The sequence below is a fragment of the Algoriphagus faecimaris genome (assembly GCF_900101705.1).
GTDB classification, from domain to species: domain Bacteria; phylum Bacteroidota; class Bacteroidia; order Cytophagales; family Cyclobacteriaceae; genus Algoriphagus; species Algoriphagus faecimaris.
The window spans coordinates 1-8,141 of sequence record NZ_FNAC01000077.1 but is presented as its reverse complement, the minus strand read 5'-3'; the positions used below and the strand labels follow the sequence as shown (position 1 = coordinate 8,141).

Here is an 8,141-nt window from a genome sequence, read left to right as displayed (position 1 = left end):
ATTTAAATCGAGTTAAACCCTTAATAAAGCAATTGACACCAACTGTCAAAAAGAACTTATTTGGCTACTGGTGACTTTGCGGATATTCATATAAAAAAATATTAAGATGAACAGAATCAAAACCACCGCAATCGTACTATTACTTTTTTTGCTAGGGTATACTGCCCAAGCACAAGGTACTGAAACAAGAACACCGGGAGCTTTTAACAAAATAGAGTCTGGAGGAAGCTGGGAAGTATATGTAGCAATCGGAAGCAAAGATGAAGTTCGAATCGAATCAGGAAATATCGATTTGGACAAAGTAATCACCGAGGTAGACGGCCGAACCTTGAAGCTCAAACTGGAGAGAGGAAACTACCGAAATGTAGATTTGAAATTTTATGTGACTGTCCGCACTCTTGAGGGCTTGGGGAGCTCAGGGTCGGGAGCCATTTTCTTGGATGATGATGTAGAGACTGATCGACTGAGTTTGGCTGTATCTGGATCAGGCCTAATCCGGATGAAGAAGGTTTATGCCTACAATTTGAATGTAGGAATCAGCGGTTCCGGAGATATCATTGTCGATGGGGGTGCAGTAGAAGAGCTGAAAGTGGGACAATCAGGTTCAGGAGATTTTGAGGCAATACGACTTGTGGCCCAGGAAGTTTCTGTTGCAAAAAGTGGTTCGGGAGATTCCCATCTCACAGCTGAGAAAAGCCTGAAAGTAGCCTCCTCTGGTTCAGGAGATGTGATTTACAGGGGAGACCCAGTCAAAAAGTCTATTGCAATGACAGGTTCTTCCAAATTAATCAAAGATTGACCCACCATCTTTGGAGAAGTAAAACTCAAAGTAAGCCGAAGGCATGTAGAGTCTTCGGTTTTTTTTACATCAAGAAACCATTTTCAACGGGATAGGGCTCTGGGATATTTTTGTCCTCTACCATTTCCAATAAATCGATTTCTATTCCTCGGGCAATAGATGAAATAGGGACATCATTGTAAGCGGCCTCAAAGGGGTTTTCTGAATAATCACCGATTCTATCTACCAACAAAAATACCCAAATGATAATAGCCGAAAAAGGTACCGTTAACCAGTAATGTAAGTCCGAAGTACGTCCAAAAATATCCAAAAGCCCGAAGGGTATCAGCATACAGAAAATGTAAGTAATCCATAATCCAGTGGAGGCATATTGTCGGGGAAAGGGAAAGTTTTTAATCCGTTCGGTTTTACCCTGCAAATCATAGAGCCTGCCTATAATTTCATGCAGATAGACCTGCTTGTACTCTGTTAAAGCTTCTGAATCGAAAAGCTTTTCCAATTCTATGGATTGGTTTTTCAGAAGATGGGTGGGAAGGTTGGAATAGTTTAAAAGAGCATTGAGCTCTTCTTTTTCCAAGTATCTCTCAATCTCAGGAACTACCCCTGCCTCGCACTCTTTTCTAAAACTAGGCGTGAATACCAATTTTTCAATGGGACCATTATGTTCCCAAGATTTTCCTTTTCGCATAGCATGTTTCAGCGCCAAAACCCAAGCTAAATGCCTTAAAACCATGGATTTTTTCCAGGATTTTTGGGTTTTTCCTTGGGGAAATGTCAGGATTGCTGAGGCAAAGGTTCTACTTTCATTAATTATTGCTCCCCATATCTTGCGTGCCTCCCAAGCTCTATCATAGGAGGAATTATTTTTGAAACCCAAAAAGAAAGCAACGGCTATACCGATCACAGAAATAGGCTGCCATGGTAGTGAAAAAGGAATGCGTGTGATTTCGTAAAGCAAAACTACAACTGCAGAATATAAAAATCCATAGAGCAGAGGTTTCCTTGACCATCTTACTGTCATCCAAAGTGAATAGTGTCTTTTGACAAACATGGGCTAAGAAATTTAGGGCTGTTGGTAAAAATAAGAAAGGATAAATTACTGATTTAAAACTTATTCCACTAACCTAACTAGTAATTTTTCACAAACCTTCTCACTGAGTGTTTCGGATTTTCTGTCTCCATAGCTCACCGTCATACTAGAATCATAGGGTTCTCTTGATAAGATTTTTAGTTCCATGCCTAATTTCAATTCTCGACTGTTGAGAAATTCCAGAAAGTCACTCGAACTGTCAGCCAATGCCGAAAGGATCACCTGATTTCCAGCTTGGGCAAGGGATAAATTTTTGTAATGAAGTTCCTGTATCCTCCCTTGCTTATCTGGAATAGGAGAGCCATGAGGATCTACAGTAGGAAAACCCAACATTTCATCCATCCTCTCAAAAAATTTCTTGGCATGGATATGTTCTATTTGCTCAGCTATTTCATGAACTTCCTCCCAGCCAAATCCCATTTTATTTACCAAAAACATTTCAGTTAGCCGGTGCTTTCTTACGATGAGAGCCGCCGTTTTTTTACCTATTTCGGTCAGCGTGACAGGCTTGTATTTTTCATAAATCACCCAATCATTCTTTTGCATATTTTTAATCATGCTGTTTACTGTGGGCATACTTACCCCTAGATGAGTCGCTAGCTCTGAGATAGGTACTTCTGTTTTTTCTTGGGTGAGGTTAAATAAAACCTTGAGATAGTTTTCTTCCGTGCTTGAAGCCATTTTTTTGATTTTGATCTTCTAATATCTAAATTATTTTGATAAATTTTATTTGTTAGATTCCTCTAACTTTATACTTTTGTAATTGTAAATACTCGCCGAGATCAAAAAAATTCAACATTCAACTTTATCATGATCAATGAGCAAATTTAAATTGGTTGGCTTAATGTTTTTTTGCGGTCTCCTTTCTATTCACAAGGTTTGGGGACAGGGCACGCTGAGAGGTAGCATCTCATCTAAAGGGGAACCTGTAGAATTCGCCTCTATTTTGATCAAAGGTCAATCCGAGGGCACTATGAGTGATAGCCTGGGGCAATTTTCTTTGAAAATAAAAGATACCTCTATTTTGACACTACAAGTTTCTCGCCTTGGATTTAAGACTTTGCAGCGCCAAGTGGACCCTTCTTCTGATTCAGAATTGTTGAATTTGGAGCTTGAAGAATTAGATGCTAGCTTGGATGAGGTAGTTGTCAGCGGGACCTTGGAGCAGGTCTCTAGATCGAACAGCCCTGTACCAGTGGAGGTCTATAAAGATGGATTTTTTAAAGCAAATCCTACGCCTTCCATTTTTGAGTCACTGCAGACCATCAATGGGGTCAGGCCCCAAATTAACTGCAACATTTGCAATACAGGGGATATTCATATCAATGGGCTGGAGGGACCCTATACCATGATCTTGATCGATGGCATGCCGATCGTGAGTGGTTTGGCTACAGTCTATGGACTCTCAGGGATACCTCAATCTTTGGTGGATAGAATAGAAATTGTCAAAGGACCTGCTTCCACGCTTTATGGTTCGGAAGCAGTGGGAGGCCTGATCAATGTTATTACCAAAAATTCCGCAAAAGCTCCCGTGCTTAGTGTTGATTATTTTGGTACGACTTGGTCTGAGCATAATTTGGACCTAGGTCTGAAAACCGTTTGGGGGAGAAGGGTTCAATCGCTCACTGGTTTAAATATGTTTACTTATGACCGTCCCGTTGACAATAATGGAGATGGGATGACAGACCTAACTTTGGCTAAGCGGTTTTCTATTTTTCAAAAGCTAAGCTGGGACAGAAAATCAAAAAAAGAGATGAATATCGCCGGGAGGTTTGTTTATGAGGATCGCTGGGGTGGACAGATGGATTGGACTCCTGAGGCGAGAGGTGGTGATAAAATTTACGGAGAAAGTATTTTTACTCAGCGATGGGAGCTCTTTGGTAATTATGAGTTGCCTGTAGCCCAAAAAATTAATTTTCAATTTTCCGCAAATGGGCATGACCAGAATTCTGCTTACGGGGACATGCTTTACTTAGCCAATCAAACCATAGCTTTTGGCCAATTGACTTGGAATCAAAGTTTTTCCAATCATCAGCTGCTTTCTGGAGTAGCTTATCGGTATACTTATTATGATGACAACACTCCTGCTACTCGTCAATTTGAATCGGATGAAAATGCCCCTTCTATCATTCATTTGCCAGGAGTATTTATTCAAGATGAAATTCATATTTCTGATCAAAGTAAGCTTTTATTGGGGGTGCGATCAGATTTTAATTCTCGACATGGAATGATTTTTTCGCCTCGATTGAATTATAAACTTCAATCCGAGGATCAAAGTACTGTTTTTCGCTTTTCTCTGGGTAATGGCTTTCGGGTGGCTAATGTTTTCACGGAAGATCATGCAGCACTAACAGGAGCTCGAGAGGTGGTTTTTGCTGAAGAACTTAACCCGGAGCAATCATGGAATACCAATGTCAATCTGGTCAAAAAAATCTATACCGATGAAGGGGATTTTATCAGCTTTGATGCTTCGGCCTTTTACACGCATTTTTCAAATCGAATAGTACCCGATTACGAAAGCAATCCCAATCAAATCATCTATGCCAATCTAGATGGGGAAGCAACTTCTGCAGGTTTTTCGCTGAATTCTACTCTGGCACTGAGAAATGGTTTTGAGGGTAATCTTGGCTTTACACTCATGGATGTCAGCTTAGACCAAAATGGGCAACGAATCAGGCAACTCTTGACTGAGCGATTTTCTGCTGTGTGGAATTTGGGCTATACTTTTCCTCTCTTGGGACTGCAGCTGAATTATACTGGAAATCTTTATAGCCCCATGCGTCTGCCACTACTAGGAGAGCTGGACCAAAGATCTTCAGAATCTCCTTGGTGGAGCATTCAAAATATTCAGCTTACCAAAAAAATAAACGACCGCTGGGAGCTATATGGAGGGGTAAAAAACCTTTTGAATTTCACCCCTCCAGCAAATAGCATCGTCCGGGCATTTGATCCTTTCGATAGAGGAGTGGAGTTTGGAGCAGATGGCTCAGTACTCCCTACACCTAGCAATCCTCAGGCTTTGACCTTCGATCCGACCTACATGTTCGCCCCAAATCAGGGAATACGAGGATTTTTCGGAGTGAGGTATACTGTTTTTTGATAGGCTTAAGGTGTCATTGGATTCAAACTACCCGTCTGAAAGTATAAATGATAATGTTTGCTGCATCCTGGGTTAAACTTGGATTCACAATGGGGACAGGTATTTTCTGAGGACATATAATCGGATATACTCAATTCATTTCCACAGACACCGCATAAGATGGCCTTTTGTTCAAACTCCTCCTTTGGCCAGACCTGATGCTCATGATCAGCCTCTTCTTCATGACAAGAGAAGCAAGGGTAATATTTTTCACAACACTTGAATTTGATAGCGATAATATCTAATTCAGAATGCCAATGCACGCAGCGGGTTTGTTGGTCAATTGGCTTCCCAAATACATTGATGCCATTGATCTGGGAATGCTGGACAGGGCTGATTAATTTTTGCTGGGCTTCTACAAGAAATGGTAGAAGCCCGAGCATTAAAAATAGTGTTAATTTTCTCACGAGTGATTTCAATTAATTAGGAGAGATGGTTTCTTCTACTGACCCACAAGCTAGCATCGCACTTCCAAATAATGGATTCCTGATGGTCTCCTGATCACTTAGCCACATACCTCCTGTGTTGTTTTTATACATAGGGCAATATTGGTGGTAGATTGTTCTGTCTGTACCTGCAATTTTTAGAAAATCTTTAAGGTTGGAACTCAATGCCTGAAAGCTTTCTCGCTGTGTGGCAATAGCTTTTCCCTCTAAATTTTCAGCAAAACCGATAGCTTCCACCTGCAACCTTTCCAGTTCCTCAGGGTCATTAGCCTGAGCACTGGTAATGTCATAGTTTTTCAATTCAGCAACTAGCTCTTTGCTTTTGTCCGATGCAGTCTCTGAATCGTCAGCTACTAACGCATCTTTCACCGCTAGGTAGGCATCTAAAATAGAGGAGGTACTCTTAGAACTATTGACACTGGTGAGTTCTGCAGATGAGGCATCGCCAGAGGTATGGGTTTCTGTGGTAGAGGAGCTTTTTTCCTCGCAGGAAAATAATCCAAAAGCGATCAGGGAAATGAGTAAAAGGGTCTTTTTCATAGTATGTTTTATTTTATAATTTTTAGTTTTTGATCAATGATTGTGAGTGCCTGGAGTTGATGAAGAGGAATTTTCTCCCAAGTTAAGTACCGGCTGTCCTTTTAAGTAGGTTTGTCGAACCTCTCCACAAGTGAGCATGGAAGCTCCAAAATACGGATTGGTGATGTTTTCTTTCTCACTAAGCCAAAAGGCTCCTTCATCTCCGAAAGCCATAGGGCAATAATCCTTGTAAACGATATCTTTATTTAGGCCAAAGGTTTCGGTCATTTCCAAAATATGATAGGAAAGGGTTGAAAAATGAGTTCGTGCCTCTTCTATGTCCTTGGCACTTGCCATGTTGGATTGTGCTTTTTTCATTTCTGAAAGCAGCTTCATCCACTGCTCGTGCGCATTTTCATCCAATAGCGACATGGATACATTTTTTAATGATTTGTCAAAAGTATTCAGCCCTGACTTTGCCTCCGACAGGTTGTCATTTACTAGTCCGTTTTTTACTGAGAAGTAAGCTTCCGCAACTTCAGTAATTTGATCTCTGAATTGGGCAGGTACTTCTATGGATTTGGTTTCAGGACGATTCATCATGCTGAATTGACCTGAAAGCTGTGAGGCGGCATCTATGGCAAAAACCCCATTGGTTACTATCTCTTCGCCCTTTTGGAGTCCAGACAGTATTTGGTAATTTTCTCCCATACGGCTTCCTAAAGTTACCTCTCTCATTTCAAACTGCGGTGTCTCAGCATTACTTACTTTTAAATAAACTACGGACCTTTTCCCTGACCACAAGACTGCGGTACGGGGTACCATGACTTCCGAGGAACTTGATTTGGATTGGGTTTTAATTTCTGCAGTGACAAACATTTCCGGCTTGAGATCTTTGCTGGCATTAGACACTTCGGCCCTGACAGATACCGCTCGAGTGCTTGCATCTAATATAGGATCAATGAAGGAAATATTTGCTTTGAATTCTTGTCCCGGTAATCCTGCTACAGAAAAATTTATTTCATTTCCCATCGAAATAAAAGGCAAATCTGATTCATAGGCGTCCAGTATCACCCAAAGTTTGTCAAGGTTTACCACATCAAAAAGGGGCGTACCTGTACTTACATAATCACCGACGGAGATATTTCGCTGAGCTACTACTCCTGATTGATCTGCATAAATATCAAATACCTCTTTCACTTTTCCGCTTTGCTCGATTTCCAGAATTTGCTCATCCCTAAGTTTCCATAACTTCAGTTTTTCTTTGGCTGATTCATAGAGTTGTGGAAAAGCCCCTTTGCTCTTGGATGACTGTAGCAGTTCCTGCTGAGCGTTCATTAATTCGGGAGAGTAGATGCTGGCCAATTTTTGACCGACTTTGACTTGTTCACCGGTAAAAGTCACAAATAATTTTTCTATTCTTCCTGGAAATTTACTTGTTACTGAGGCGATTTCTCGTTCGTCAGCTTGAATTTTTCCTGTCAACCTGAGTTCACCAGATTGCTCTTTTCCGCCGACTTTGGTAGTACTTATTTGAGAAAGTGCTACGGCTTCTTTTGTCATCTCAAATACTAGTGGGTTGGAGCTTCCTGAGCTTGCCTGAGAAGCGGGAATTAAATCCATGCCGCATATTGGACAATCTCCCGGTTCGCCAAGTTTGATCTGAGGATGCATAGAGCAGGTCCACAGGGTGTTTTCTTCTGTAGCATCGTGCTGATGCTCATCACTTGATTCGGAAGCGGGCTTGATAATCCATCCGATGAATCCTCCGATCATCAAGGTGAAGAGGATTAAGCCAAATTTATTTTCTAATATTTTTTTCATGTGTTTATAATTTGTTTCTTTTTCATTTTTAGGTAAAGGAATAAAAAGACGCTAAGAAGTTAAATTTTCATGTTCATGCTCACGGCAATACTCCTGTGTGCTTAGCGTCTGATGTCAATTTCATGTACGGGGTTTCGTTGTTTTCACAACGATGTTTCAACCTCCAGTAAAAACCGACCTTTGTTTTTTTATGCTACCTTTTCCTTGTTCAGTTCCACTCCAAGTTCCCTGAGTTTGTCCAGGTAATGTTGGATCTGTCTGTCCTTCTTTCGGCTTTCCAAGTATTCTGCTCCGAGTTCTTTGTATGCTGTTTTGTCCTTCAGG

At 41.0% G+C, this 8,141-nt stretch carries 7 protein-coding genes; 2 read left to right on the top strand and 5 right to left on the bottom strand.

From position 1 onward, the window contains the following. The first annotated feature begins 106 nt into the window (after positions 1-106). Positions 107-799, top strand: coding sequence for a head GIN domain-containing protein (locus tag BLQ57_RS20360; protein WP_087941450.1), 693 nt, complete (start codon positions 107-109; stop codon positions 797-799). A gap of 64 nt (positions 800-863) precedes the next feature. On the opposite strand, the gene BLQ57_RS20355 is transcribed toward BLQ57_RS20360, so the two are convergent. Both BLQ57_RS20355 and BLQ57_RS20350 read right to left on the bottom strand, forming a co-directional pair. Next, positions 864-1,850, bottom strand: coding sequence for a bestrophin family protein (locus BLQ57_RS20355; RefSeq protein ID WP_087941449.1), 987 nt, complete (start codon positions 1,848-1,850; stop codon positions 864-866). Positions 1,851-1,910: 60 nt separating this feature from the next. After that, positions 1,911-2,570: a metal-dependent transcriptional regulator gene (locus BLQ57_RS20350; RefSeq protein ID WP_087941448.1), complete on the bottom strand. Its 660-nt coding sequence runs from the start codon at positions 2,568-2,570 to the stop codon at positions 1,911-1,913. Positions 2,571-2,733: 163 nt separating this feature from the next. Here BLQ57_RS20350 and BLQ57_RS20345 point away from each other — a divergent pair, with 163 nt between their 5' ends. Then, entirely contained in the window at positions 2,734-4,989 is a 2,256-nt protein-coding gene (locus BLQ57_RS20345) for a TonB-dependent receptor (RefSeq protein ID WP_087941447.1), read from the top strand. 5 nt (positions 4,990-4,994) lie between these two features. On the opposite strand, the gene BLQ57_RS20340 is transcribed toward BLQ57_RS20345, so the two are convergent. Genes BLQ57_RS20340 through BLQ57_RS20330 form a run of 3 tightly spaced genes read right to left on the bottom strand, consistent with a single transcriptional unit; the run spans position 4,995 to position 7,817 of the window. Continuing rightward, positions 4,995-5,411, bottom strand: coding sequence for a CHY zinc finger protein (locus BLQ57_RS20340; RefSeq protein ID WP_087941446.1), 417 nt, complete (start codon positions 5,409-5,411; stop codon positions 4,995-4,997). A 36-nt stretch (positions 5,412-5,447) separates the two neighbouring features. Next, a complete protein-coding gene (locus tag BLQ57_RS20335; protein WP_087941445.1) occupies positions 5,448-6,014 on the bottom strand; it encodes a DUF3347 domain-containing protein in 567 nt (188 codons plus the stop codon). Positions 6,015-6,047: 33 nt separating this feature from the next. After that, the gene (locus BLQ57_RS20330) at positions 6,048-7,817 is read right to left on the bottom strand and encodes an efflux RND transporter periplasmic adaptor subunit (RefSeq protein ID WP_087941444.1); all 1,770 of its coding nucleotides are present in this window, start codon (positions 7,815-7,817) and stop codon (positions 6,048-6,050) included. Between the last annotated feature and the right edge of the window lie 324 nt (positions 7,818-8,141).

What these genes read in the sequence shown, in the direction of transcription:
- BLQ57_RS20360 (WP_087941450.1), top strand. Translation starts at nt 107, where the DNA reads ATGAACAGAATCAAAACCACCGCAATCGTACTATTACTTTTTTTGCTA.
- BLQ57_RS20355 (WP_087941449.1), bottom strand. Translation starts at nt 1,850, where the DNA reads ATGTTTGTCAAAAGACACTATTCACTTTGGATGACAGTAAGATGGTCA.
- BLQ57_RS20350 (WP_087941448.1), bottom strand. Translation starts at nt 2,570, where the DNA reads ATGGCTTCAAGCACGGAAGAAAACTATCTCAAGGTTTTATTTAACCTC.
- BLQ57_RS20345 (WP_087941447.1), top strand. Translation starts at nt 2,734, where the DNA reads ATGTTTTTTTGCGGTCTCCTTTCTATTCACAAGGTTTGGGGACAGGGC.
- BLQ57_RS20340 (WP_087941446.1), bottom strand. Translation starts at nt 5,411, where the DNA reads ATGCTCGGGCTTCTACCATTTCTTGTAGAAGCCCAGCAAAAATTAATC.
- BLQ57_RS20335 (WP_087941445.1), bottom strand. Translation starts at nt 6,014, where the DNA reads ATGAAAAAGACCCTTTTACTCATTTCCCTGATCGCTTTTGGATTATTT.
- BLQ57_RS20330 (WP_087941444.1), bottom strand. Translation starts at nt 7,817, where the DNA reads ATGAAAAAAATATTAGAAAATAAATTTGGCTTAATCCTCTTCACCTTG.